The sequence below is a fragment of the Nonomuraea mesophila genome, assembly GCF_004352805.1.
GTDB lineage: Bacteria > Actinomycetota > Actinomycetes > Streptosporangiales > Streptosporangiaceae > Nonomuraea > Nonomuraea longispora.
In genome coordinates, this window is sequence record NZ_SMLD01000033.1 from 1 (window position 1) to 23,872 (window position 23,872).

The 23,872-nt window shown below is 70.8% G+C and carries 24 protein-coding genes and 1 pseudogene; 10 read left to right on the top strand and 15 right to left on the bottom strand.

The genetic code is table 11. The annotated features are described in order from the left end of the window. The 3 genes from E1295_RS15120 to E1295_RS15130 all read left to right on the top strand — a co-directional run. A partial coding sequence (locus tag E1295_RS15120) for a hypothetical protein (RefSeq protein WP_220448722.1) occupies window positions 1-321 on the top strand: 321 nt, incomplete at its 5' end. A 313-nt stretch (window positions 322-634) separates the two neighbouring features. Further along, window positions 635-2,185 (top strand): MFS transporter, encoded by a 1,551-nt coding sequence (locus E1295_RS15125; protein ID WP_132630905.1) that lies wholly within the window; start codon window positions 635-637, stop codon window positions 2,183-2,185. Between the two features lie 7 nt (window positions 2,186-2,192). Further along, window positions 2,193-2,801 (top strand): TetR/AcrR family transcriptional regulator, encoded by a 609-nt coding sequence (locus E1295_RS15130; RefSeq protein ID WP_132630906.1) that lies wholly within the window; start codon window positions 2,193-2,195, stop codon window positions 2,799-2,801. 51 nt (window positions 2,802-2,852) lie between these two features. On the opposite strand, the gene E1295_RS15135 is transcribed toward E1295_RS15130, so the two are convergent. Both E1295_RS15135 and E1295_RS15140 read right to left on the bottom strand, forming a co-directional pair. After that, complete coding sequence (locus E1295_RS15135) at window positions 2,853-3,629, bottom strand: ABC transporter permease (RefSeq protein ID WP_132630907.1); 777 nt, start codon at window positions 3,627-3,629, stop codon at window positions 2,853-2,855. Next, window positions 3,626-4,570: an ATP-binding cassette domain-containing protein gene (locus E1295_RS15140; RefSeq protein WP_132630908.1), complete on the bottom strand. Its 945-nt coding sequence runs from the start codon at window positions 4,568-4,570 to the stop codon at window positions 3,626-3,628. The genes E1295_RS15135 and E1295_RS15140 overlap by 4 nt, the downstream gene beginning before the upstream one ends. Window positions 4,571-4,619: 49 nt before the next feature. On the opposite strand from E1295_RS15140, the gene E1295_RS15145 reads away from it, so the two are divergent. Further along, window positions 4,620-5,387 carry a TetR/AcrR family transcriptional regulator gene (locus tag E1295_RS15145; protein WP_132630909.1) on the top strand — a complete coding sequence of 256 codons (768 nt, stop codon included), beginning with the start codon at window positions 4,620-4,622 and terminating at the stop codon, window positions 5,385-5,387. Here the strand turns inward: E1295_RS15145 and E1295_RS15150 are convergent. Then, entirely contained in the window at window positions 5,361-6,497 is a 1,137-nt protein-coding gene (locus E1295_RS15150) for a DUF885 domain-containing protein (protein WP_132630910.1), read from the bottom strand. The two genes, E1295_RS15145 and E1295_RS15150, sit on opposite strands and share 27 nt — an antisense overlap. A gap of 79 nt (window positions 6,498-6,576) precedes the next feature. Here E1295_RS15150 and E1295_RS15155 point away from each other — a divergent pair, with 79 nt between their 5' ends. Beyond that, window positions 6,577-7,284: a TetR/AcrR family transcriptional regulator gene (locus tag E1295_RS15155; protein WP_132630911.1), complete on the top strand. Its 708-nt coding sequence runs from the start codon at window positions 6,577-6,579 to the stop codon at window positions 7,282-7,284. A gap of 331 nt (window positions 7,285-7,615) precedes the next feature. Here the strand turns inward: E1295_RS15155 and E1295_RS15160 are convergent, their stop codons facing one another. After that, a complete protein-coding gene (locus E1295_RS15160; protein ID WP_220448723.1) occupies window positions 7,616-8,311 on the bottom strand; it encodes a GNAT family N-acetyltransferase in 696 nt (231 codons plus the stop codon). A gap of 261 nt (window positions 8,312-8,572) precedes the next feature. Between E1295_RS15160 and E1295_RS15165 the strand changes: the two genes are divergently transcribed. Then, window positions 8,573-8,962: a peptidase inhibitor family I36 protein gene (locus E1295_RS15165; protein WP_132630912.1), complete on the top strand. Its 390-nt coding sequence runs from the start codon at window positions 8,573-8,575 to the stop codon at window positions 8,960-8,962. A 39-nt stretch (window positions 8,963-9,001) separates the two neighbouring features. Here the strand turns inward: E1295_RS15165 and E1295_RS15170 are convergent, their stop codons facing one another. The 5 genes from E1295_RS15170 to E1295_RS15190 all read right to left on the bottom strand — a co-directional run bounded on the left by E1295_RS15170 (window position 9,002) and on the right by E1295_RS15190 (window position 14,290). Next, entirely contained in the window at window positions 9,002-10,111 is a 1,110-nt protein-coding gene (locus tag E1295_RS15170; protein ID WP_132630913.1) for a DNA alkylation repair protein, read from the bottom strand. 39 nt (window positions 10,112-10,150) lie between these two features. Continuing rightward, window positions 10,151-10,663 carry an SRPBCC family protein gene (locus E1295_RS15175; protein WP_132630914.1) on the bottom strand — a complete coding sequence of 171 codons (513 nt, stop codon included), beginning with the start codon at window positions 10,661-10,663 and terminating at the stop codon, window positions 10,151-10,153. Next, window positions 10,660-11,094 (bottom strand): metalloregulator ArsR/SmtB family transcription factor, encoded by a 435-nt coding sequence (locus tag E1295_RS15180; RefSeq protein WP_220448724.1) that lies wholly within the window; start codon window positions 11,092-11,094, stop codon window positions 10,660-10,662. Before E1295_RS15180 ends, E1295_RS15175 begins: the two co-directional genes overlap by 4 nt. 147 nt (window positions 11,095-11,241) lie before the next feature. Beyond that, window positions 11,242-13,014, bottom strand: a complete 1,773-nt coding sequence (locus tag E1295_RS15185; protein ID WP_132630916.1) for an NAD+ synthase — start codon at window positions 13,012-13,014, stop codon at window positions 11,242-11,244. 52 nt (window positions 13,015-13,066) lie between these two features. Continuing rightward, complete coding sequence (locus tag E1295_RS15190; RefSeq protein WP_246080052.1) at window positions 13,067-14,290, bottom strand: MDR family MFS transporter; 1,224 nt, start codon at window positions 14,288-14,290, stop codon at window positions 13,067-13,069. A gap of 59 nt (window positions 14,291-14,349) precedes the next feature. Between E1295_RS15190 and E1295_RS15195 the strand changes: the two genes are divergently transcribed. Then, entirely contained in the window at window positions 14,350-15,312 is a 963-nt protein-coding gene (locus E1295_RS15195; RefSeq protein WP_132630917.1) for an ArsR/SmtB family transcription factor, read from the top strand. Between the two features lie 27 nt (window positions 15,313-15,339). Here E1295_RS15195 and E1295_RS15200 read toward each other — a convergent pair whose 3' ends face one another. Continuing rightward, the gene (locus E1295_RS15200) at window positions 15,340-16,338 is read right to left on the bottom strand and encodes a terpene synthase family protein (RefSeq protein WP_246080053.1); all 999 of its coding nucleotides are present in this window, start codon (window positions 16,336-16,338) and stop codon (window positions 15,340-15,342) included. A gap of 20 nt (window positions 16,339-16,358) precedes the next feature. Then, complete coding sequence (locus E1295_RS15205; RefSeq protein ID WP_132630919.1) at window positions 16,359-16,904, bottom strand: EF-hand domain-containing protein; 546 nt, start codon at window positions 16,902-16,904, stop codon at window positions 16,359-16,361. Between the two features lie 186 nt (window positions 16,905-17,090). Here E1295_RS15205 and glnA point away from each other — a divergent pair, with 186 nt between their 5' ends. After that, window positions 17,091-18,452, top strand: a complete 1,362-nt coding sequence (gene glnA / locus E1295_RS15210; RefSeq protein WP_132630920.1) for a type I glutamate--ammonia ligase — start codon at window positions 17,091-17,093, stop codon at window positions 18,450-18,452. Between the two features lie 103 nt (window positions 18,453-18,555). On the opposite strand, the gene E1295_RS15215 is transcribed toward glnA, so the two are convergent. Together E1295_RS15215 and E1295_RS15220 are read right to left on the bottom strand one after the other, a co-directional pair. Continuing rightward, window positions 18,556-19,167 (bottom strand): AAA family ATPase, encoded by a 612-nt coding sequence (locus E1295_RS15215; RefSeq protein ID WP_246080054.1) that lies wholly within the window; start codon window positions 19,165-19,167, stop codon window positions 18,556-18,558. A gap of 124 nt (window positions 19,168-19,291) precedes the next feature. Beyond that, window positions 19,292-19,945, bottom strand: coding sequence for a potassium channel family protein (locus tag E1295_RS15220; protein WP_166427241.1), 654 nt, complete (start codon window positions 19,943-19,945; stop codon window positions 19,292-19,294). Between the two features lie 502 nt (window positions 19,946-20,447). Between E1295_RS15220 and E1295_RS15225 the strand changes: the two genes are divergently transcribed. Beyond that, the gene (locus E1295_RS15225) at window positions 20,448-21,161 is read left to right on the top strand and encodes a PaaI family thioesterase (RefSeq protein ID WP_132630923.1); all 714 of its coding nucleotides are present in this window, start codon (window positions 20,448-20,450) and stop codon (window positions 21,159-21,161) included. A 42-nt stretch (window positions 21,162-21,203) separates the two neighbouring features. Here E1295_RS15225 and E1295_RS15230 read toward each other — a convergent pair whose 3' ends face one another. Further along, the gene (locus E1295_RS15230) at window positions 21,204-22,385 is read right to left on the bottom strand and encodes a mandelate racemase/muconate lactonizing enzyme family protein (protein ID WP_220448725.1); all 1,182 of its coding nucleotides are present in this window, start codon (window positions 22,383-22,385) and stop codon (window positions 21,204-21,206) included. A 167-nt stretch (window positions 22,386-22,552) separates the two neighbouring features. Between E1295_RS15230 and E1295_RS15235 the strand changes: the two are divergent. Then, window positions 22,553-23,307, top strand: a pseudogene (locus E1295_RS15235) (IS630 family transposase); the annotation flags it as partial. A gap of 30 nt (window positions 23,308-23,337) precedes the next feature. On the opposite strand, the gene E1295_RS15240 reads toward E1295_RS15235, so the two are convergent. Further along, on the bottom strand, window positions 23,338-23,856 hold the full coding sequence (locus tag E1295_RS15240; RefSeq protein ID WP_220448726.1) for a GNAT family N-acetyltransferase: 519 nt from the start codon (window positions 23,854-23,856) through the stop codon (window positions 23,338-23,340). Window positions 23,857-23,872: the final 16 nt, after the last annotated feature.

The window sequence follows — 23,872 nt, forward strand, 5'->3', positions numbered from 1 at the left end:
CCGGCCCGCCCCGCTCCGCCGCCGGACGACCCCTCCGCCCTGCTGGTTGCGGAGGTGCCGGGTGTGACGGTGCCGGGCATGGACGTGCCGGTTGCGGAGGTCCCGGAAGCGAAGGTGCCGGGTGTGGAGGTGCCGGTCGCTGCCGTGCCGGCGCAGACCATCCCGGCGCAGACGGTGCCGACCGCATCGGTGGCGCACGCAGCCGTGGTGCCGGTGGAGGGGACGCGCGGCGTGCGAGAGGAGGCGGGCGTCCAGGCACCGGAGAAACGCGGCTCCTTCGCGGTGGACGAACGCGGCTCCTTCGGGGTGGAGGAACCGTGAGCCCAGGTCCTGGACGCTCGCGGTGGAGGAACCGTGAGCTCAGGCCCTGGACGCCGAACAGGTGGTCAAGGGCCTGCGGGTGATGGCGCAGGTGGGCCAGGTACGGAACTGATCGCGTACTCCCCTTGAGTTGATCACGACCGGCGCGGTCGCGTTCGGTCGGTGGGACGTGCCGAGGGACGGGTGGCTGCCGTGTTTCCGGACGTTCACGCCGTTCACGTCCTATTTACGAAACGGGCCCGTTGCGTATCGGAATGCATTGCGCTACGGTGACGTTGCGAAACTTAGACGTATCGGAATTAAGGATCTTGTCATGGACCCGAAGACGGGACATCCACGCCGATGGGCGATCCTCGGTGTGCTGGTGTTCAGCTTGCTGGCCGTCGTGCTGGACAACACGATTCTCAACGTCGCGATGAAGACCATCGCCGACGAGACGGTGGGCTTGGGGGCGACGCAGAGCGAGCTCGAATGGGCGATCAACTCCTACACGCTGGTGTTCGCCGGGTTGTTGTTCACGTTCGGCGTGATCGGTGACCGAACAGGGCGTAAGCGCATGCTGTTCATCGGCATGGTGTTGTTCGGGCTGGCCTCACTGGCCAGCGCCTACGCCCAGGATCCGACGCAGTTGATCCTGGCGCGGGCGGCGATGGGCATCGGCGGCGCGGCGATCATGCCGGCCACGCTGGCCATCATCTCCAACGTCTTCCCGCCCGGTGAGCGCGGCAAGGCCATCGGGGTGTGGGCCGGAGGCGTCGGCCTCGCGGTGGCGATCGGCCCGATCACGGGCGGCCTGCTGATCGAGCACTTCTGGTGGGGCTCGGTGTTCTTGATCAACGTGCCCATCGTGCTGGTCAGCCTGGTCCTGATCTCCACGGTCGTGCCCGAGTCGCGTGACCCGAAGCCGTCCAGGCTCGACCCGCTGGGTGTGGCGTTGTCGATCGTCGGTCTGGTGGCCATCGTGTACGGCATCATCCGCGGCGGCGCGCTGGCCACCGTGTTCAGCGCCGAGGTGCTGGTGCCGACGGTGTTCGGCCTGGCGGTGCTGGGGGTGTTCGTGTGGTGGGAACGGCGCATCGATCACCCGGTCTTCGACGTCCGCAACTTCGCCAACGTGCGCTTCAGCTCGGCCATCGGGATGATGGGCATCGTCTTCTTCGCGATGATGGGCGGGATGTTCTTCCTGACCTTCTACCTGCAGATCGTGCTGGGTTTCACGCCGGTGCAGGCGGGGGCGCTGATGATCCCGTTCGCCGCGGCGCAGCTCATCTTCGCGCCGCTCAGCCAGCGGGTGAACCAGCGGTTCGGCGCCAAGCTGTCGGCCACGGTGAGCTTGATCGTGGTGACCCTGGCGCTCGGCAGCTACGCTCTGATGGACCAGAACACGCCGGTCCTGCTGATCGAGATCGTCTTCTTCGTGCAGGGTGCGGCGATGGCCAACATCATGCCGCCCGCGACCACCGCCATCATGGAGTCGCTGCCCAGGGAGAAGGCCGGTGTGGGGTCCGCGATGAGCAACACCGTCCGACAGCTGGCCGGGGCGCTCGGCGTGGCGGTGCTCGGCTCGGTGTTGTCGTCCAGCTACCGGGGCGAGATGGCGCCGGTGCTCGCCGCGCTGCCCGCCGACGCCCAGCACGCCGCCGGAGAGTCGATCATGGGGACGATGACCGTCGCCCAGTCCATGGGCGAGCAGGGGCAGGCGCTGATCCAGCCGGCGTACGCCGCGTTCGTCGAGGGCATGCACGTCACCGCCATGGTGTCGGCGGTGGTGGCCCTGCTCGGCGTCGTGGTCGTGGCACGGTGGATGCCCGGCAAGCCCCGCCCCGTACTTCACACGGAACAGAGGGAACCCGCTACAGTGTGAGGCCGCGATGACGATCCAGGAACCAGCGGTTGCCCGCCCCGCGGGCCGTCCGCGCAGCGAGAAGGCCGAGAAGGCGATCATCGAGGCGACCCTCGACCTGCTCGGCGAAGGCATGGGTGTGTCCGAGCTGTCCATCGAGGCGATCGCGTCCAGGGCGGGCGTCGGCAAGACGACGATCTACCGGCGCTGGTCCAACAAGGAAGATCTGGTCGTCGACGCCCTGGCCACGCTCAAGGCGCCGCTGCCGGAGCTCGGCGGCACCTCCGTACGCGATGACCTGATCAGCCTGCTCGGCGCCATGCGCGCCGAATCCGCCCAGCCCCGCAGCCGCTGCGTGATGAACATCGCGATGAACGAGGCCGATCGTTATCCGCGCCTGATGGAGCGGTTCGTCAAGCGGGCCATCACGCCCCGCAGGGAGGCGATGCGCGCGGTGATCGAGCGCGGCATCGCCTCCGGTGAGCTCGACCCCGGCCTGGACATCGACATGGGCATGGCGTTGCTCACGGGAACGATGCTCTGGCACACGAAGTGGGGGCCCGAGGGTGAGCTCGACCCCGGCCTGCCCGAACGGGTCGTCGACGTGGTCCTGGCGGGGATCGCGGCGCGCCCCTGACCGCCCGGGCGGTGCGTCCCTGGGCCGGGACCGTGCGTCTCGCGGGCGTGGCTAGGCGGCGGTCCTGCGGCGGAAGAGCAGGGCCGCCACCGGTACGCTGACCACCACCGCACCGGCCAGCCACGCCGCCGCCACCGCCCCCGACGAGCCCACGGGCCGGTCCAGGAGCAGGGCCCGCAGCGTCTCGATGATCGGCGTGGCCGGCTGGTTGTAGGCGAAGTCACGCAGCACCCCCGGCATCGTCTCCGCCGGGACGATCCCGTCCGAGACGTACGGCAGGAAGAGCACCGCGAAGCTGAAGGCCCCCGCCGCCTGGGTCGTCTTGACCAGCAGCCCCCACACGACCGCCAGGGCGGACATCGCCAGGACGTATCCCGCGACCAGCGCCAGCACCAGAGCCCAGCCGGCGAGGGTGGCCTCGGGGCGGAACCCGAGGACGATCGCGGCGAGCAGGGCGATGGCCGACGATGCCACGTTGCGCACCACCGAGGCCACGACGTGCCCGGCGGGCACCACCCAGCCGCTGATGGGCAGGGTGCGGAAACGGTCGATCATGCCTCCGGTCAGGTCTTCGGAGATGTTCACGGCCGACAGGGCGGCTCCGTACCCGCCGGACATGAGCAGCACGGCGGGCACGACGAAGTCGATGTAGGACAGGCCGCTGGAGCCGGTGGTGATCGCGCCGCCGAACACGTACACGAAGAGCAGCATGATGATCACGGGCAGCGCCGTGTTCACGATGAGGCCGTCGAGGAGGCGCAGTTCGCGGCGCAAATCCCGGACGACGAGGCGGCGCAGGTCGCCGGCCGAGGTGACGAGGGCGCTCATGCCGCGGCCGCCGTGAGCTCGAAGAAGACGTCGTCCATGGTGGGGGTGCGCAGCGCCACGTGCTCGACCTCGATCCCGGCACGGTCGAGCAGGTCGAGCGTCTCGCGCAGGTGCCGGAAGTCCCGTACGGTCACGGTCACCTCGCGGGTGCCGGGGTCGAGGTGGGCCTCGGGGAGCGCGACGCCGGCGCGGGGTACGTCCCCGGCCCGCGACAGGCGCAGCACCAGCCGTTCCGAGCCGACCTGGCGCTTGAGCACGGCGGGGGTGTCGTCGGCCACGACCCGTCCGCCGTCGATCACCACGACGCGGTCGGCGAGGTGGTCGGCCTCGTCGAGGTACTGGGTGGTCAGCAGGATGGTGGTGCCGGAGGCGAGCAGCTCGCGGATCACCGACCACAACTCGGCCCGGCTGCGCGGGTCGAGCCCGGTGGTGGGCTCGTCGAGGAAGAGGATCCCAGGGTTGGAGATCATGCTCGCGGCCAGGTCGAGGCGGCGGCGCATCCCGCCGGAATAGGTGGAGGCCAGGCGGTCGGCGGCGGCGGTCAGGTCGAAACGTTCGAGCAGTTCGGCCGCCCGCCGGCGGGCCTGTCTCCTGCCGAGGTGGTAGAGGCCGGCGAACAGCTCGAGGTTCTCCTTGCCGGTCAGCAGGCCGTCCACCGTGGCCTGCTGGGCGGTCAGCCCGATCACACGGCGCACCGCGGCGCCCTCCCGGGTGACGTCGTGGCCGCCCACGGTGGCGGTTCCGGCGTCCGGCGCGAGCAGGGTGGTCAGGATGCGCACGGTGGTGGTCTTGCCGGAGCCGTTGGGGCCGAGCAGGGCCAGCAGGGAGCCGGTGGGCACGGTCAGGTCGATCCCTGCGAGCACCCGCGTGCCGCCGAAGGACTTGGTCAGTCCCCGGACGTGAACAGCTTCTGTGAATGGCGTACTGTGTATGACGTTCATAGTTTTACCGTAATGCAGAATCCTAGGAGTGAGTCAAGGAGGAAGCCGGATGACGCAGGAGCGGTCGTTGCCACCCGTCGTGGAGCGGATGTGGGGGCGCGAGCCTGTCCCGCGCCGCGGGCCGAGGCCGCGGATCGACCTTCCCGCGATCGCTTCGGCCGCCATCGAGATCGCCGACGCCGAAGGGCTGCCCGGGGTCTCGATGGCCAGTGTGGCCTCGCGGGTCGGGGTGGCGGCGACCGCGCTCTACCGCTACGTCGGGAGCAAGGAGGAACTGCTCACCGCCATGGCCGACTTCGTCGTGCCGGAGCCGCCCGAGCCCGCCGGCCGGCCCTGGCGCGACTACCTCGCGCTCTGGGCCCGAGCCCAGCGCGACATCCTGCTCGAGCACCGGTGGCTGCTGCCGATCGCGCGGCTCACTCCGCCTCTGGGGCCGCGGCGGCTGCTCTGGCTCGACCGCCTGCTGGCCGCGCTGGACGGCATGGGGCTGGACGAGGGCGAGAAGATCAACGTGGCCAGTTCCCTGGCCGGTTACGCGCTGACCGACGTGGCGCTCGTCACCACCGCCGGCGGGGGAGATGCGCAGTTCGAGGACACGGGCATCGACGGGGCCGACGCCTACGGCGAGGTCCTTGCCGGGCTGCTCGACCCCCGGACCTATCCGGCCCTGTCGGCCGCCGTGCGCGGGGGCGCGCTGCGCGGGGCCGAAGGGTGGGCCGACGACGACGACTTCCGCTTCGGCCTCGAACTGCTGCTCGACGGCGTCGAGGCGCTGATCGCGCGGCGCGCGTCAGAGGGCGAGGTCGGCGGGAAGTAGCTGCTCGGTGAGCAGGCGGCGGACCCGGTCGGAGGTGGTCGCCCAGGGCCGCAGCAGCTCCCATCCATGGAAATATCCCAGCAGGTACGGGCTTGTCGGCGACGGCTTGATCAACCCCATGGCCAGCGCCACCTCGCTCTCGCTGTACAACGCCCACCGGCCCAGGTACGCGGCCAGCACCGCCTCGCTCCTGCCCTCCTCCGCCATGAAGACGGCGTTGCCCCAGACGCCCCACAACACGTTCTTCGCGTGGTGGATCGCGGCCAGGTCGCTCCCGTCGGGCCGGACGCCCGCCTCGGGCAGAATGTGCTCGTCCAGCCAGGCCCGCGCCTCGCCGCCGGGGAAGACGAGCTCCTCGGCCAGCAGGCCGAGCCCTTCGCTGAGCGCGAACGACGGCGACAACATGAACCGTACGCGCTGGTCGTCCAGGTCCTCCTTGAGCATCGACTCGGCGATGTGCCCGGGATGGCCCTCGTGCGCGATGACGTACAGCAGGTCGGCGAGGTTGAACGGGATCGCCTTGTTGATGTGGATCGTGGACTTCCGCCCGCCCTCGTAGTCGCCGGCCGCGTGGAAGGCCACCCCCTCCACGAGCCGCACCTCCACACGTTCCTCCGGCAGCGGGACGATCGCGTTCGTCCGCGCCCGCGTCTCGGCCACCGCCCTGGCCGCCAGCTCCGGCAGCCGCTCGATCGGCTCCAGAGTGTGGGCCGCCTGCCACGCCCGCATCCGGTCGGCCAGCGAACCACCCCTCCTCGGAAGGGCCGCGTCCAGCTCCGCGTGCGCCTGCTCGAACACCTCCTCGGGCAGCCGCCGGGCCTCCAGGCCCAGGCACTCGCGCGCGTACTCGGCCAGCGGCAGCCGCTCGCCGTCCAGCCGCCGGGCGACGGCCCGCAGCGCACGCACCTGCGCGGCCAGGTATGCCGACGGGGCGGACTCCAGCAGCCGATCCGCCTCCCCTGCCAGCTCACCCGGGTCTGCTGGCGGCTCGGCCTCCGCCGTCGCCTTCAACTCCTGCGGGCCCGAGTAGATGAGCATGCCGCCGCCCAGCAGCCGGTTCACCCGCAACGCCAGCATCGCGTAGTCGTGCTGCCACCGCTGCTCTGTCATGGATTCTCCTCCTCTGATCCGGGCGGCCTAAGCTAGCCGTACGGTTTTCCGTACAGTGCACGGAAAGGAAGCGGGAGCAGTGCCGGAGTCCATCTGGTTCCGCGACGACGACCGGCCGCGCCGGCCGCGCCTGACCCGCGAGCGCATCGTCACGGCCGCTGTCGCGCTGCTCGACGCCGAGGGCGTGGCCGGGTTCTCGATGCGGGCGCTGGCCGCACGCCTGCGGGCGGGGACGATGTCGCTCTACGAGTACGTCAGGAGCAAGGAGGACGTCCTCGACCTGGCCCTCGACGAGGTGATCGGCGAGATCGAGCCCGCGGAGGCCGGCCCGTGGCGAGAGCTCCTGGTGCGCCGGCTCACCCAGAGCAGGCAGGTGATGCGCCGCCACCCCTGGGTGCCCGCGCTCACCGCCACGCGCCCCCTGCTCGGTCCGAACGCGGTGGCCCGCTCCCGCGCGTTCTACTCCGCGCTGGCCGGTGCGGGGCTGAGCGGCGCCACGCTCGTCGCCGCCGTCGGCACGCTCAGCTCGTACGTCAACGGCTTCGTCGCGTCGGAGAACACCTGGTGGGACACCGTACGCACGCCCGAAGCCGACGCCGAGATCCGCGGCAAGGTCACCCGGCACCTCGACGACCACGCCGACGAGCTCGCCAGGCACGCCCAGGTGGACAACGGCGACTTCGAGACGCAGTTCCTGCTCGGGCTCGACCTCATCCTCGACGGCATCGAGACCCGCCTGCCACCAGGGAACCGCGCGACGCGGGTCTCCGGCGTGCACGGCTCGTGACCGCGACTTGTGATCGCCCCGGCGCGGCAAGGGGCTCCGACCCGCATGTGTTCCCTTGACCTTCACATCGACGTGACGCCTTACCGTCCCAGTGCCCTAGGGCAACAACGTGAAGGAGCCGATGCTGCCGGGTGCGGTGATGATCGGGGCGAGGTCCCGCTGGGACCGGGAGGTCCTGCACGGCGGGGCTGAGCCAGGTACGCGCCGATGGCGAGTGCGTGAGCTGATGCCGCTGACTCCGCGACGAGGAGACGGCGGGGTGTCGCGTGCGGGGGAGACGGGGCCGGCCGGCGAGGCCGGAACCGGGCGGGCCGGACGTGCGCGGGCCGCGTCAGCGCGTGAGCTTCCACAACCAGCCGATGGAACGGAGCCCCAGCCGCGCCGCCACCCGCTGCGAGGAGTGGTTGTCCGCGCTCGTGCTGTAGAACAGGCGGGTGCCCGGCAGGAGGCCGGCCCAGGCGGCGGTGGTGGTCGCGGCGAGGCCGCGACCACGGAACGCGGGTGCCGTCCACACCCCGGCCTCGGCGCCGGCCGGTGTCAGGCGCGCGGTGTGGCAGACGGCGGCCACCTGGTCGTCCGCCACGACCATCGCCCAGGGCGCGCCGTCGCGGCCGTCGAGGAGGTCGTCCCACTCGTCGCGGGCCCAGCTCGAAGGCCGCAGGCGGCGTACGCGCTCAGCGTGCGCCCGGTCGTCCGACCGGAGCACCGTGGCCGGGGGAGCGTCGAAGGGCAGCGGTGGCGGCGGGATCACGTAGCACGGCCCGCCGGACACCGTCGTCTCCCCGAGGAGCGCGCGGCACTGCTCCAGCACCTCCGGCGGCTGACCTGGGGGTGAAGGGACGCCGCGGGCGACCAGGTCGAGCAGCCGGGCGGCGAGCGCGCCGGGCACGTCGTGTGCCACCGCCGCGGTCATGCCGTCGGCCGCCACACCCATCACCAGGTCTTCCGGCCCGGGCAGACGGCCGTGGCCGTCGAGGCGCCAGATGACACCGATCTCGGTGGTCAGCAGGTCGACGTCGAGTGTCACGGTAGGTGCGCCTCCAGATCGGTGCGGTGGACGGACGGTCGTGCGGGTCGTACTGACGGGGGAGCGCCAGTCGTACTGACCGGGGCAACCTACCTGGAAGCCGCCCGCCTTGGCCGCTCATTTTTCTGCACCTTCAGAGCGCTTGAAGACCGGCGCCGAGGCGTGTCCTTAATCGAGGGATGTCCGGCCTTGCCTGCCGATGGGCGGGCATCCCACGCTTGAACTGTCGCAACCCGGCGCCGAAACAAGGGGGAGAAATCCGTGAAGAAGGCTGTCATTCGTACTTTGCTCGTGATGGGCGTCGTCACCGGAGTGTCGGGCATCTCGCCGTCGTACGCCGACGCCAGGGCCGCCGCGGAGGCCGGGTCCTTCTGTCTTTACGAGCACGACGACTACAAAGGCGGCTATTTCTGTATCAACGGCAGTGACGTGTCCTTGAGGAAGAACTACTGGGTCGGCACCAGCCGGTCGGTGAACAACGGCGCGAGCTCGATGAAGAACAACACCGGATATATTGTCATGCTCCACGATCTCGAATATTTCGTGGGCCAGTATTACCTGGCGAAGCCCGGGTCGTCCGACAAGGACCTCACGAATAATTCCGGCAACCCGTCGTACGACAACAAGGCCACCTCGCTGGAATTCAGGTGATCGCGTCCCGCCCCACCGGCCCTCCGCCCGGTCCTGGTCTCAACGCGGGGGCGGGCCGGTGGCAGGGGCCGGCTCGGGTGCGGGATCGACGAGGGTGAAGCCGGCCGTCGCGGCGACCCTGCCGTTGACGATCACGTCGAGCTCCCTTCCGCCCGGCGGCTCGTCACGGGTGGTGACCGGGCGGAAGGAATGGCTCTTGCGGACGGTGAACACCGCGCCGGACCCGTCGGCCGCCCGCTGGCCCAGGTGGAACACGCGGCGCGAGCCAGGCCGGCGGATCGCGTATTTCAGCAACATCGGCCCCGGAGCGCCGGCCGTGACCGTGACGGTGAAGGACAGTTTCCCGCCGATGGGCACGGTGCCGGCCTCCAGGGCCAGCGCGTCGACCGTGCCGCTGCCCGGGGTGACGCCCATGAGCGCGAGCGCCTCGGGATGGCCCGTGCGCAGGAGCCCGCGCGCCGCGTGCCGCACCACCTTCTCCACGTGCGAGCCGCCGTCGGAACGCCAGCGAGCCAGCAGCCGCAGCGCCACCTCGGGGTGGTCCTTGGCCAGGTCGTTGACGTGGTTGGCGACCGAGCGCCGCACGTATGCGCTCGGATCGTCACGCAGGCGGTCGAGCAGGGGCAAGGTCGGCCCCGGCGTCATCAGCCAGGCCACCCGCCCGGCCCACGGCAGCCGGGGTCTCGATCCCTCGCAGGCCAGGCGGCGCAGATGCTCGTCGGGGGACTCGGCCCAGTCGCGCATGATCTGGAGCGCGTCGTCGCGGTAGCGCTCCAGGAAAGGGCGTACGGCGAACTCGCCCGTCGCGTGGGGCGTCAGCGTGGCCAGCGTGGCCATCGCCGGCTCCAGATGATCGAGCCCCGCTGCGGACGTGTGGTCGGTGGCCGGCCAGCCGCTCCACATGTCGAGCCGCACCCGCGACGCGCACGCGCGCACGATCTCGGCCGCCCGGGGATAGGGCATCGGCAGCGCGTCGTGCAGCGCCGCCGCGACGTGCCTGACGCGGTCTTTGAGCTCCAGCCCGTCAAGCCCGGCCAGGGCCCGCCCGGTGAAGCGGTCACGCGGGAACGGCGCCCAGGCCGCGGCCAGCCCGTCGGCCAGGACCTGCACGGAGGCACGATTGATGCGTTCTTTCAGCGATTGGGCCACGGGCACACTGTGCCATCCGCCACCGACAGTTCCGGCCCGCTACGTGCCGGCCGCCGGCTCCGGGGACAGGCCGCGATAGTACGCCTGCATGGCAGGGTGGTAGTCGCCGAAGCCGGGTGCGGGTGAGCCGTCGCGGGAGGCCGCGAGCAGGTCGAGGTAGTACTCCCAGCCGGGCCCGACGTCGCCGGCCAGGCCAGGGTCGTCCAGGTGCTGGATGAACCGCAGCTCCGTCGTCCCGGCGGACTCCGACAGCAGCAGCTCGACCCGCCAGGCGCCGAACTCGTCGAGCGCCGACACGGTCAGCCGGTGCGGCGGCTCGCAGGCCTCGATGCGCAGTTCGTACCAGGGCTGCTGCTCCTCGTGCACCATCCGCACCTTGATCGTGCGGCCGGGCCCGGCCTCGCCCTCCCAGGGGCCGAACCAGCGGGCCGTGCGCTCGGGCTCGGTGACGCTCGCCCACACGTCATCGGCGGGGGCGCGGAACGTCCGGGTGAGGACGAGGTCGGTTCCGGCGTCCGTCCTGAACAGCCTGCCTGTGGGGATGGGACTCATGCCGTGTGCTCCTGTCTGCCGTCGATCCTGTCCTGGGGCCTGTCCTGGGGCCTGTCCTGGGGCCTGTCCTGGGGCCTGTCGTCGGTCCTGTCGTCCGCCGGGCCGGTCGGGCGGCGTTCGCGGCGGGTCCTGTACACCTCTGTCTCCAGCGCGTCGAAGCGACGCTCCCACCCGGTGGGCCGGGCGAACTGGGAGAGCCAGGCGAGCAGTTCGTCGAGCTTGCCCGGGTCGAGCGCGTAGAGGCGCCGCCTGCCGACCAGCTCGTCGCGCACCAGGCCGCTCTCCCTGAGCACGCGCAGGTGCCGGCTCACGGCCGGTCTGCTGATCGCGAACCGCTCGGCGATCTGCCCGGCGGACAACCGCCCGTCGCGCAGCATCACCATGATCCTGCGACGCACCGGGTCGGCGATCGCCCCTGCAACGTCGTCCACCCGAAAAGCGTAACCCATCGGTTACGCTTTTGCCCAGTCCTCCGCCCGACTTCGTGTGGGCGTGCGATGACCGGGCCACGGCGGTGGCTCACCCGGACATGTGCACCAGGTGACGGCTCGGCCAGGCCCGGGATCCCGGGGGAGGGCTCAGGTCGTGCTCTCGCGCCACCTGTTGGTGATCGGCAGGCGGCGGTCACGGCCGAAGTTCTTGGGGGTGATCTTGGGGCCGGGCGGATACTGCCTGCGCTTGTACTCCGCCACGTCCACCAGCCTGATCACCCGCGTCACCAGCTCGGGATCGTGCCCGGCCGCGATGAGCTCCCGCGAGCCCATGTCCTTCTCCACGTAGTCGTCCAGCAGCCGGTCAAGCACCTCGTACGGCGGCAGCGAGTCGGTGTCGCGCTGCCCGGGCCGCAGCTCGGCGCTGGGCTCCTTGGTGATCGAGTTCTCCGGGATCGGCCGCTCGGCCTCCATCAGGAAGAAGGGGTCGCGGTGGGCGTTGCGCCACCTGGACAACTCCCACACCATCGTCTTCGGCACGTCCTTGATCGGGGCGAAGCCGCCCGCCGAGTCGCCGTACAGCGTGGAGTAGCCCGTCGCGAGCTCGCTCTTGTTGCCCGTCGTCAGCACCAGGTGGCCGTGCTCGTTGGACAGCCCCATGAGGATCATGCCGCGCACTCTGGCCTGGATGTTCTCGGCGGCCAGGCCGGACAGGTCGATCTCCTTCTCGTAGGCGTTGACGATCTCCGCGATCGGCACGATCCGCGACCTGACACCCTGCCTGCGCACCAGCTCTTCCGCGTCGGTCAGCGAGTGGTCGGAGGAGTAGCGCGACGGCATGAGCACGACGTGGACCCGCGAGGGGCCGATGGCGTCCGCGGCGATGGTGGCCGTCAGCGCCGAGTCGATGCCTCCCGACAGCGCCAGGATGACCGACTCGAAGCCGTTCTTGGCGACGTAGTCGCGGACGGCGAGCACGAGCGCGGAGTAGACCTCGGCACACGGGTCCAGCCGTTCGGCGACCCGGGCGGGCTCGGGGGCGTAGGGCTCGACCGGGTCCTGCGACAACACCAGGCGCTCGACCGTGATCGTGGTGCCGTCGCCCGCGTCGTACGGGAACGTCCCCGTCTCCGCCTGTGAGGCCGGCAGGTCGAGGTCGGCGACCAGCAGCTCCTCCTTGAACTGGCCGGCCCGCGCCAGCAGCTCGCCCGAGCCGTCGACCACGATCGAGTCGCCGTCGAAGACCAGCTCGTCCTGCCCGCCGACCTGGTTGACGTAGACGAGCGCGCATCCCGCCTCGCGCGCCCTGCGCGCGCACAACTCCAGGCGGACGTCGTCCTTCTCCTTCTCGTACGGCGAGGCGTTCGGTACGACGAGCAGCCCGGCCCCGGCCTGCCCGACGACGGACACGGGACCGCCGTCCTGCCAGAGGTCCTCGCACACGGCGATGGCCACGTCGACCCCGTGCAGCCGGATGACGGGCAGCCGGTCGCCGCGCACGAAGTAGCGGTATTCGTCGAACACGCCGTAGTTGGGCAGGTGGTGCTTGGCCGTGCGGGTGACCACCTCGCCCTTGTGGAGCAGCGCGGCGGCGTCGAGGGGCGCGCCCTTCGGCTGGCCGGTGCGGGGCGCGAGGCCGGCGCGGTCGACGTAGCCGACGACCACGGGCAGCTCGCCGAGCCCTTCCCGCTCCAGCCTGCGCGCGACGTCCTCCAGGAGCCTGATGCTGGCGTCCACGAACGACGTACGCAGCACGAGGTCCTCGACGGGATAGCCGGTGAGGAACATCTCGGTGAAGACGACCAGGTGGGCGCCGCGCTCGGCGGCGTCCCGGGTCCACGCGACCAGCCGGTCCGCGTTGGCCGTCAGATCGCCGACGGTCGGGTTGGTCTGTGCCAGGGCAATCCGCAGTTGAGCCACGCGCTCAGCCTAATACGTCCCGCTATTAATCGTCCTAGTGACGAAAAGTGACTTATGTCGCTTGCCGGCGCCGGACCGCCGGCCCGAGCGCCAGCATGCCGAGCGCCGACACCGCGCCGACCCCGCCCATCGTGAACCACAACGCCTTCGGCCCCAGCTCCAGCAGCGGACCGCCGAGCAGCGGCGCCAGCACCGCGGCCAGCGACCACGCGAAGCCGAACACCCCCGAGTACCGCCCCCGCAGGTGCGCCGGAGCGAGCGCCGCGACGACGGCGCCGGGGACGCCGGCCACGATGATCTCTCCGGCCGTCCACACCCCGATCGTCACGGCCAGCCCGGAGGTGCTGGTGACGTACGCGGTCATCGCGAACCCCAGCCCCATCACGGCCACTCCCGTCGCGAACGTGCGGGCGGCGTCCCTGCGCCCCAGCCAGGCCGACACCAGCGGCTGCACGAGGACGATGAGCACCCCGTTCAGCGCCATGGCCAGGCCGAACTGCCCGGGCGAGAGCTTCACGACCTCCGTCATCGCCACCGGCAGCATGGTCATCGTCTGCGCGTAGACCAGCGCGTGGCCCAGCACGACCAGCGTGAACCCCACCATCACCCGGTCGCGCAGCACCACGCCGAAGCCGCCGGCGGACTTCTTCGCCTCCGGCCTGGTCTCCGGCACCGCCCGCCACACCAGCGCGGCGAAGACCACGCAGGAGATCGCGTCGATCCAGAACAGCCAGACGAACCCCAGCTCCGCCAGCCGGCCGCCGGTCGTCATGCCGACCGCGTAGCCGAGGTTGATCCCCCAGAACAGCAACCCGTACGCCCGGGGGCGTTCCGCGGGGGAGACCAGGTCGGCGACCAGGGCGTTCGAGGCGGGCCTGTAGACGTCGATCACCAGGCCGAGCGCGAACATGGCGGCGAGGATCGCCGGCAGCGTGGAGCTGTAGCCGAGCGCCAGCATGCTCACCGCGGTGGCCAGCATGCCGCCCGACAGCGTGGCCCGGCGGCCGATCCGGTCCGTGAGCACCCCGGCGAGCAGCTGCGACAGCAGCGAGCCGGCCCCGTAGACGCCCATCACGAGACCGGCCGCGGCCAGCGACAGGCCGCGGCTCTGCGTCAGATAGACGCCCGTGAAGGGGACGACCATGGTGCCCAGGCGGTTCACCAGGGTGCCGCCCCACAGGGCCCAGAACGGGCGGGGCAGCCCGCCCACCATGGAATGGACGAAGGACCGCTTCTCCGGCGGGTCCGACGGCTTCTCGACAGCGATACGTGACACGCAGAGAATACTGATATTTCCGTTTTTGGGCGGCGAACGATTTAGGGCACACTAAAACCATGACGGTGACCTGGGCGCTCACGCCGGAGGACGTCGCCCGCATCCGGTTCGCGTTCTCACCCATGTGGGAGCTCGTCGCGAGCCTGCGCACCCTCCAGAAACCCGCCCGGCAGTCACTGCACCTGCCCTGGATCAAGGCCGTACGGCCCCGGCTGGCCGGGCTCGACCTGAGCGAGCTGTTCGCGCTCGTCCCGCCGGCCGGCTACGTCGCCGACTTCATCACCCCGCCGCCCGACACGCCGTTGCCCGACTTCGCCGCCGAACTCGACCGGGTCAGGCGTACGCCGCCCGGCACGGCCCGGCTGGAGGCCCTGCGGATCAAGGGGACCGACCCGGCGGTGATCGAACGGTTCACGGCCGACCCCGAGGCGGGCGTGGCGAGGGTCGCGCGGGCGCTGGAGGCGTACTGGGAGAGGTGCTTCGCGGAGTTCTGGCCCCGCGTGTACGGGCTGCTGGAACGCGACGTGCTGCGCCGCTCCCGCCAGCTGGCCGAAGGAGGCGCGCGCCGGTTGTTCGCCACGCTCGACCCCGCCGTCACCTGGACGGGGGAGCGGCTGGTCATCGACCGGCCGTGGTGCGCGGACCAAGCGGTGCACGGCGACGGCCTGGTGCTGGTGCCCAGCGCGTTCTGGTGGCCGTCCGTCGGGGTGATCACGGCTCCGCACCAGCCGATGCTCGTCTATCCCGTGCTCGGCGTGGGCACGCTGTGGGAGCAGGGCCCGCCGCCCGCGCCCGGCGCGCTCGCCGCGCTGATCGGCCGGAGCAGGGCGCAGATCCTGCTCGCGCTCGCCGAGCCCGCCACCACCTCGGCCCTGGCCGCCCGCATATCGCTCACCCCTGGCGCGGTCAGCCAGCACCTCGGCGTGCTCAGCGGCAGCGGGCTCGCGGTCGGGATGCGGGTCGGCAAGCAGGTCGTCTACCGCCGCACCCCCACGGGCGACACGCTCGCGTGCGGCTCGTGACCCGGCGCCGCGTCCGGCCCGCGCAGGTCAGGCGTAGCGCTGCGACTCCAGGAGCCAGTCGAGGTGCGCCCGCGGCGCCGCCAGGTAGGCGCAGGCGACCTTGCTGACGTCCCTGGCGGCCTTGGGCGCGAGATCGGCCAGCGGCAGCCGCCTGGCCGCCTCCTGCATGTCCTGACATCGCTCGGCGATCCGGTCCAGCACCCATGCGGTCGCCTCCCGCTCGCCCAGCCCGAGCTGGCGCATCGCGAGCACGACGAAGTTGTGCACGTCGCCGCGCTCCTTCGGCCGTGAGGCCACGTCGTTGCACCAGGCCGTGACGTCGCTGCAGGCGTCCACCAGCCGGCGCCAAGGCTCGCCGTCGTGGACCCAGCCCGGCACCTCGACCCGCAGGCACGGCTCCACCAGGTCGTACAGGTAGGGCCCCACCGTGCCCCTGCGCAGCGCCGGGTATTCCTCCAGCGTCGGCATCCGGCCGGCCGCCCTGTTGTCGGCCTCCGTACGGCACGCGTCGTGCTGGCGCTGCAACCCCACCGCGAACCTCGACCTCCACCGGTCGCTCATCCGCGCACTCGTCACCCGCCACAGGTCGGCGAAGGCCGCCTCCAGCGGATGGCCGGCCGCGCCCCTCAGCATGCCGTCGAAGACGTCGAGCCGGCACGACCCCTCGTCCAGCTCGTCGTCCAGGTGGAACAGCCACGTCAGCCACTGCGCGAACAACGCCGCCGCGGCCGCGTCGAACTCGGCGAAGGCCCGGCCCGCCATCCGGTGGAACCCGACGCCGGGGTCGGCGCGCAGGCCCGTGCGCCTGGCCCAGTCGATGACCGCGGCCTCGATCGCGTACACGGCCGGGTGCATGCGGCACGGCGCCGCCATCGCGGGCACCCGCTCGGTCAGCGGCAGCAGCGCCACGGCCGCCGAGCCGCCCCTGCGCGGCAGGGGCAGCATGGACGTCAGCGCCGAACGCAACGCGGTGCGCACCGTGGCGAACACGGTGGTGCTCGTGGGGGTGTTCACGGTCGTTCTCACGGTCGTTCTCACTGGGGCCTTCACAGCGGCCCGAAGAGCCAGTTGCCCGTGGCGTTGGGGTCGCCGCTCGTGTAGTACTCGGCAGCGGCCCTGACCAGCCCGTCCACGGTGAGCGTGCCCCTGCCCTCCCGGTCGAGCCGGTCGAACGCCTCGTCCACGTCGTCGTAGGCCACGCCGAACGCGCACAACAGCGTGCGGAACTCGGCAGGGCCCACATTCCCGTCGCCGTCGGCGTCGCACAACTCCGCCACCGCCACCGTCGCCGGCCTGAACACCGGGTCGTAACGGTCGCCGGTGACGAAGGCCGCCGTCATCCCCTTACGGAAATCCTCCCGCGTGACACCGGAGTCGCCGTCGCGCTCCAGCGCCAGCGACAGGGCGGACCAGATGCCGTCGAAGCTTCCGACGAGGCTGGCTCCGGCGACCGAGGTGGGGGACTCCCCGAAGCCCACCAGGATGCGGGCGCCCAGACCCAGCAGGTCCTCACGCTCGACGACACCGTTGCCGTTCGCGTCGATGTGGTCGAACGCTCGATCGAGCTTGTGATTGAGCAGGTCGATAGCCACCAATGCCTCCCCCGAGACTGACTGCGTGATCACAGTAAGTCGGGGCGGGCCCTTTGTCAGCGAGGCTCGCACCGGCTTGTTCCCGGGCAGCCTCACGAGCTCCCTCACTGGCACCCTCGTAACGTGTGCGAAACACGGACACGGCATCCTGGTACGAGACCCGTACTGTCGTTTTGAGGGGACGCCGTGGACCGCCAGCAGGAGTTCGTGCTCCGCACGCTCGAGGAACGCGACATCCGGTTCATCCGGCTGTGGTTCACCGACGTGCTCGGCTTCCTCAAGTCCGTCGCGATCGCCCCCGCCGAGCTGGAGGGCGCGTTCGCCGAGGGCATCGGCTTCGACGGCTCGGCCATCGAGGGCTTCGCCCGCGTCTACGAGTCCGACATGCTGGCCAAGCCCGACCCGTCCACGTTCCAGATCCTGCCCTGGCGCAGCGAGACGCCGGGCGCGGCGCGCATCTTCTGCGACATCCTCATGCCCGACGGCTCGCCCTCGCACGCCGACCCCCGCTGGGTGCTCAAGCGCACGCTCGCCAAGTGCGCCGACATGGGCTTCACCTTCTACACCCACCCCGAGATCGAGTTCTTCCTGCTGAAGAACCGGCCGGAGCCGGGCGGCCGGCCCGAGCCGATCGACTCGGGCGGCTACTTCGACCACACCCCCCACAGCTCCGGCCACGACTTCCGGCGCCAGGCGATCATGATGCTGGAGTCGATGGGCATCTCGGTGGAGTTCAGCCACCACGAGGGCGCGCCCGGCCAGCAGGAGATCGACCTGCGCTACGCCGACGCGCTCACCACGGCCGACAACATCATGACCTTCCGCCTGGTCATGAAGGAGGTCGCGCTGGAGCAGGGCATCTGGGCCTCGTTCATGCCCAAGCCGTTCACCGAGCACCCGGGCTCAGGCATGCACACCCACGTGTCGCTGTTCGAGGGCGACCGCAACGCCTTCTACGAGGCAGGCGTCGACTACCGCCTGTCCAAGATCGGGCGCTCGTTCATCGCCGGGCTGCTCAGGCACGCCGCCGAGATCACCGCCATCACCAACCAGTGGGTCAACTCCTACAAGCGGCTCTGGGGCGGCGCCGAGTTCATCGCCGGCCAGGGCGGCGAGGCGCCCTCCTACGTGTGCTGGGGCCACAACAACCGCTCCGCGCTGGTCCGGGTGCCGATGTACAAACCACACAAGGGCGGCTCGACGCGCATCGAGTTCCGCTCGCTCGACTCGGCGTGCAACCCCTACCTGGCGTTCGCGCTGATCCTGGCGGCCGGGCTGAAGGGCATCGAGGAGAGCTACGAGCTGCCCGCCGCCGCCGAGGACAACGTGTGGACACTGACCAGCGCCGAACGGCGGGCCCTCGGCATCCAGCCGCTGCCCGGGTCGCTGGACGAGGCGATCGCCGTCATGGAACGCAGCGAGCTGGTGGCCGAGACGCTGGGCGAGCACGTCTTCGACTTCTTCCTGCGCAACAAGCGGGCCGAGTGGAACGAATACCGCCGCACCGTGACCGAGTTCGAGCTCGGCCGCTACCTGCCCGTGTTGTGAAGGGGCCTGTTCGCCCGCGCGGCGCAGCGGGGTAGGCCCGCTCTCAGCGGGCGCGAACCCCCGGAGCGGGATCGGCATGACCGCGAGAGGAGATGTCGCGCGGTCACCCGTCGTGGTCGGGCGCCGACCCGATGGTCCGGATCTCCCGCGGGCGCTCGCCGTCGTCGAAGGTGATCGCCTCCAGCAGGGCCGCCTCCGAGCGGTCGACGATCAGCGCGCCCGCCGCGGGCCCGGGATCTCCGTTCTTCACCCGCGCCACCAGACCGGCCCACCGCCGCTGGTGTCGCGCGAACGTGCGCGGCGCCACCACCCGGCCCCTGGTCCGCTGCCCGGCCAGCGCCGCCTCCGGCGACGCGTCCAGCAGCAGCAGGTACAGGCGGGTCCGGTGCCGCCGCGCCAGCCACGCGAAGCCCTTCAGCATGTACGGGGCGCAGCCCCGGTTGTGGGCGATGACCGAGCGGCCGCTGGCGAGCGCCCCCCGGATGCGGCCCACATGGGTGGCGAACACCAAGGCGCGGCGCACCGAGCCGGGCAGCCAGCCGAGCCTGCCGTGCCAGTGCCGCTTGGCCTGCGCCGAGTCGATCACCACGACCGCGCCCGCGGTGACGGGCAGGCTCTCGTCGCCGCCCAGGCCGTACAGGCGGCGGAGCAGGGTGGTCTTGCCCGCGCCCGGGAGCCCGGTCAGGATGACCAGGGATCCGGGCGGGTATCGCAATCTCGACCCTTGCACAGGCCCACCCCCGAATGATCAACGTACATGTCCCGTGCCGTGCCGGCGAGGGGACCGCGTGCCTTAGAGACTCGTCGAAGCCGGGCCGTGGCGCGCGGCCGGTCCGGCATCAGCGGGCCAGGCGTGTGGTCAGGGAGTCCAGCCGATCGTGCAGCTGGGCCTGGTCGTCGCGGAGGCCTGCCAGCTCGTCCACCGCCCCGCGCAGCTCGTTGATCTCGGAAAGGATCTGCGCCACGTCGGCCTCGGTACGCCGCTCCCTGGCGGCGTTGCGCTCGAACCGCTCGACGAACCAGGACGCGATGGCCGCGGTGACCACACCGAGCAGGGCGATCCCCGCCAGCATCAGCCCTGACGCCACCAGCCTGCCCTCGGGGGTGACGGGGAAGCGGTCGCCGTACCCGACGGTGGTCATCGTGGTGAGCGACCACCACAGGGCGTCGCCGATCGTCTGGATGTTGCCGGCGGGATTGCCTCGCTCCGCGTCCAGCACGGCGATGCTGCCGACCAGGGCCAGGAAGACGGCGGTGCCGCTCACGTACACGACCGCGCGTAGCCGCAGCGGGAGCTGGATCCGTTCGGCGACCACCTGCAGGAGCAGCAGCGCGCGCAGCAGCCAGAGCGGGCGCAGGAGGGGGAGCACCACAACCAGGAGCGAGGGGATGTTCCTGAGCACGAAGGGTAGGCGGCGGGGAGCCAGGTAGACGCGGATCAGGTAGTCCGTGGTGAACAGAAAATAGGTGCACACCTGGAGGTACCAGAACATCTGGTCAACGAAGGGCGGAAGGCCGGGCAAGACGATGGGGATCGCCCAGCTGAGGAGAAACGCGATTCCAATGGTGAGAAGTGCCGTGCTCGTGCGGCGCTCCCATGAGGTCAGCCGATCCATCCCGACAGTCTGCTGGCATAACCGCCTATGGTTCTAGGCCGGTATCGGCGGATTGGTCGCGGGAGGCGGAAGAGGCGGGATAGGGTGCTGCCCGACGCCTTGATCGGCCTCACTCCCGGCAGCGGTTCGGAGTGAGGCCGATTTTCGTTGCTTCTCACCCCCTGCTCACGTCCGCGCGATGTGGGACATCTAACGTCCCCGGCAGGCGTGACCGCGCGACGGGTGGGAAGCAACGGACCTCATCGAGGCGTTGTAGGTCGTGTCGATCAGCCGCGGGACCCCCGGCATCTGCGGAAATCGGGAGTCTGGGTAAAATCGGCCTGCTTCTATTGACATTTACGGACTTTTCGCCCTAGGCGGCGATATAGGAGGGCGTGGCATGACGACGGCTGCCTTGCAGACCGTGCTGACCGTTCCCGAGCGCTTCCGCGGCCCGGCGGGGATCGCCAACGGCGGCTGGATAGCGGGCACCATGGCGGAGGCTATGAACGGTGGCCGATCAGCCGTCGAAGTCACACTTCACGCTCCCACCCCGCTGGAGACCCAGCTGCGGCTCGAACACGTGGCCAACTCCGTCTCCCTCTCCCACGGCGACCGGCTCCTGGTCGAGGCGATCCCCGTGGCGGAGGACCTGGAGGGTCCCGGCTTCGTGCCGTTCACCGACGCCGCCCGCGCCGAGGCGGGGTTCGTCGGGCTGCGGGCACACCCGTTCGCCGAGTGCTTCGCCTGCGGTATGCGCGAGCCCGGCGACGGCCTGCGCATCTTCCCCGGGCCCGTGGAGGGCACCGACATGGTGGCGGCCGGATGGCGGGTGCCGTTCACCGTGGCGGGCGAGGACGGCGTCCCGGCCTCGATCGTCGGGGCGGTGCTCGACTGCATCACCGGCTGGGCCCACTTCGGCCCAGGGGAGACCGCGCTGCTCGGGCGGCTCGCCGTGCAGATCCACCGCCCGGTCCACCCCGGCGGCCGCTACTCCGTGGTGGCCCGGCCGACCGGCCGCGACGGGCGCAAGATGTTCGGGCAGAGCGCCATCTACGAGGACGACGGCACCCTGGTGGCCGCCGCCCGCGCCACGTGGATCGCTTCACGCTGACACCGCGTGTCTCGTCGGTCCATGGCGCGGGCGTCGACCCTCTCAAGGCGACAGGCGGGAGACGCGTCGCTGGGCGGCCAGGTCGCCCTCGCGCAGCCGTACACCGTGTCCGGGCTCGCGGCCCGGCGTGATGACGCCGTTCTCGATGACCGGCAGGCCGGTGACGAGCTCTCCGTACCACGTGTGCAGGAAGGCTCTGACCGTCTCCTGGATGAGCCCGTTGGGCTGGCCGCACACGAAGTGCACACAGGCGGCCAGCGTGGCCGGCCCGGTGCAGTCGTGCGGAGCCACCGGCACGCCGTAGGCGTCGGCGAGCGAGGCGACCTTGCGCGCCTCGCTCAGCCCGCCGGTCCACTGGACGTCGAGGGTGAGGATGTCGACGGCGCCCGAGTCGAGCAGCGGCTTGAAGCCGCGCCGCCCGACGCACGTCTCGCCGGCGGCGATCGGCACGGGGGAGCCGAGGCGGGCGTAGGCGTCGGCGGCGTCCGAGCGCAGCGGGTCCTCCACCCAGAACGGCCGGTACGGCTCCAGCGCGGCCAGGATCGTCTCGGCGGCCGGCCGGCTCCACAGGCCGTGCAGTTCCACCATCAGCTTCATGTCCATGCCGGCCTCCTCCCGGATGGCCTCGATCACCTTGAGCCCCTGGTCCAGGTCGGCCCGGGAGATGCCGGCCCCGCCCGTACGCTCGGCCGCGCCGTCGAACGGCCACACCTTCATGCCGCCGATCCCCTGCTCGCGCAGATCGCGGGCGAGCCCGGCGGGGTCGGTGAGGAAGGCGTTCAGGTCCTCGTACCGGCCGGCGGCCAGGCCCCAGTTGCCGCTCTCCTGCCGGGTCGAGACGGCGATGTACCCGGGACCCGCGCAGGTGTTGTAGATGGGCATGCCGTCGTGCACCGCGCCGCCGAGCAGGTCGACGAGCGGCAGCCCGGCGGCCTGCCCGAGCAGGTCCCACAGCGCCAGGTCGACCGCGCCGTTGCCGCGCGTCTCCACGCCGGACCCCTGGTAGCCGGTGTACGGGGTCAGCAGGCGGGCCACCCGTTCCGGCGTGGGACGGGCCAGGCCGAGCAGGACGGGGGCGACGCTCTCGTGCAGGTACGCCTCCACCGCCCGCGCGCCGAAGAACGCCTCGCCGAGCCCTGTCAGCCCGGTGTCGGTGTGCAGGCGGACGAACAGCAAATTGGGTTGTACGGCGGGCCGTACGGTCTCGAGCGCGACGATCCTCACAAGTCTCCCCTCCGGTGCCTCAGACCGGATATGCGCGGCCGGCCAGGCGGCCAAACGTGCCGCCGCCCCGGGCGGCTCCGCCCGACATGTAGTGCTGTGACCGGAAACGATCACCGGGTTGGCGTGTAGAGCGTCTCTGACGGTTGGCTGGTGTTGATCAGGTTCGATTGCGCGGGCTTCCCGGTCGCGCCTTCACCATCGGCCGGGAGGCGTTACGCACCTTGCTGGCCCGGCACGGCATCACCTTCCAGCGCACCAAGACCTGGAAAGAGTCCCCGGACCCCGACTTCGACGCCAAGCTGGACGAGATCGAGTACGCCCTGACGCAGCGGCCCGAGCGCACTTTCGCCTTCGACGAGTTCGGGCCGCTCGGCATCCGGCCCACCGCCGGCTCGGGCTGGGCCCCGCAGGGCGAGCCGGACCGGCTGCCGGCCACCTACCCTCGCACCGAGGGCGTGAGGTATTTCCACGGCTGCTACTCCGTCGGCGATGACTTGCTGTGGGGCGTCAACCGGGCCCGTAAGGGCATCGGGCACACCTGGGCCGCGCTCCGCTCGATCCGCGCCGCCTGCCCGGACGGCGCCCCGATCTACGTCATTCTGGACAACCTGTCGGCGCACAAGAACTGGCGCATCCGCGCATGGGCCAAGAAGAACAAGGTCAATCTGCTGTTCACCCCGACGTACGCCTCGTGGGCCAACCCGATCGAGGCGCACTTTGGCCCCTTACGGCGGTTTCCCTGGCCAACTCCGACCACCCGAACCACACCGTCCAGACCCGGGCGCTGCACGCCTACCTGCGCTGGCGCAACTCCCACGCTCGCCACCCCGATGTCCTGGCTGCCCAACGCCGCGAACGCGCCCGAGTCCGCAGCGAGAAAGGCATCCGCTGGGGCGGCCGACCCCTGTCAGCCGCAGGATGATCGGGCCAGGTGAGCCGTCCCTGTCATCACTCAGCGATCGTCAAGCCGACTTGGTGCCAGCTCCGCGATGACCTCCTCGCCATCAACTGCTCCCGTCGGCACGAAACCCAGCGACTCGTAGAGCCGTCCAGCAACGATGTTTTCTGGCTGATATGCCAGCCGGATCGTCCAACAGCCCTCCTGCGCCGCCAACCAGGCTGTCATGGTGCGCAGGAGGGCGCGGCCGAGGCCCTTGCCCTGCTCTGAGCCATCGATAATCATTCCCCCGATCCAGTGCGAGCCGTCCTCGTCCACACCCCACATGACGTGTCCAACGACCGTGTCGTCGGCGTAGACCGCCAGCGAGTTCCAGCTGTCTTCACGCATCGACAGCAACAGATAGCGGGCTGCCATGGCGGGGACGTAACGTCGCTGCTCGTCAAGAGGCGCGACGTCAGCGACTGCACGCCAGTTCTCTTCGTCTATCTCCCGTAGCGTGACGCGCCGACCAGTTCCGTCGAGAATCCCATGATCAATCACCGGATGAGAATACTGCTCCCAGTCCAGCAACCCGGTGATCGTTTCC

What these genes read in the sequence shown, in the direction of transcription:
- E1295_RS15125 (WP_132630905.1), top strand. Translation starts at nt 635, where the DNA reads ATGGACCCGAAGACGGGACATCCACGCCGATGGGCGATCCTCGGTGTG.
- E1295_RS15130 (WP_132630906.1), top strand. Translation starts at nt 2,193, where the DNA reads ATGACGATCCAGGAACCAGCGGTTGCCCGCCCCGCGGGCCGTCCGCGC.
- E1295_RS15135 (WP_132630907.1), bottom strand. Translation starts at nt 3,629, where the DNA reads ATGAGCGCCCTCGTCACCTCGGCCGGCGACCTGCGCCGCCTCGTCGTC.
- E1295_RS15140 (WP_132630908.1), bottom strand. Translation starts at nt 4,570, where the DNA reads ATGAACGTCATACACAGTACGCCATTCACAGAAGCTGTTCACGTCCGG.
- E1295_RS15145 (WP_132630909.1), top strand. Translation starts at nt 4,620, where the DNA reads ATGACGCAGGAGCGGTCGTTGCCACCCGTCGTGGAGCGGATGTGGGGG.
- E1295_RS15150 (WP_132630910.1), bottom strand. Translation starts at nt 6,497, where the DNA reads ATGACAGAGCAGCGGTGGCAGCACGACTACGCGATGCTGGCGTTGCGG.
- E1295_RS15175 (WP_132630914.1), bottom strand. Translation starts at nt 10,663, where the DNA reads ATGAGTCCCATCCCCACAGGCAGGCTGTTCAGGACGGACGCCGGAACC.
- E1295_RS15195 (WP_132630917.1), top strand. Translation starts at nt 14,350, where the DNA reads ATGACGGTGACCTGGGCGCTCACGCCGGAGGACGTCGCCCGCATCCGG.
- E1295_RS15220 (WP_166427241.1), bottom strand. Translation starts at nt 19,945, where the DNA reads ATGTTCTGGTACCTCCAGGTGTGCACCTATTTTCTGTTCACCACGGAC.
- E1295_RS15225 (WP_132630923.1), top strand. Translation starts at nt 20,448, where the DNA reads ATGACGACGGCTGCCTTGCAGACCGTGCTGACCGTTCCCGAGCGCTTC.